This is a genomic window from Amycolatopsis decaplanina DSM 44594 (assembly GCF_000342005.1).
Classification (GTDB): domain Bacteria; phylum Actinomycetota; class Actinomycetes; order Mycobacteriales; family Pseudonocardiaceae; genus Amycolatopsis; species Amycolatopsis decaplanina.
Map to the genome: position 1 here is coordinate 1 of NZ_AOHO01000013.1, position 410 is coordinate 410.

1 protein-coding gene is annotated in these 410 nt (G+C 68.7%); it reads right to left on the reverse strand.

From position 1 onward, the window contains the following. Window positions 1-225: hypothetical protein (locus tag H074_RS41355; RefSeq protein ID WP_235096626.1), on the reverse strand; the 225-nt coding region annotated here is incomplete at its 3' end. Window positions 226-410: the final 185 nt, after the last annotated feature.

Here is a 410-nt window from a genome sequence, read left to right on the forward strand (position 1 = left end):
GCGCTGGTAGAAGGCTTCCAGGCCGCGGGCCTCCGGCATGGCGCCGTACATGGTCAGGTACTGGCACTGGTCGTAGACCTGCTTTGCGCGCTTGATTATGGACGCGCCGAGATGGTTGCCACGGGCGGATTCGGCGACCGCGACAGCCTTGATCCTGGTGAGGGTCATGCCGGTGCCGAGCAGCGTCTTGTACCGCTCACGCTTGGAGATCCCGAGCTGTTCCATGCGCTGGAGGATCTGCGCGGCCGCCGACAATGGCGGGTAGGCGATGAGCGCGCCGACGACGCCGGTGTCGCGCTGCTCGNCCGACCCGCAGCCCGGCGCTGGCGGTGCCGTCGAGGATCCCGGCTCGCAGTTCGTTCTCGAACGGCGCACCGGCGAGCTCGGCCAAGGGGCCGATCGCGTCGATG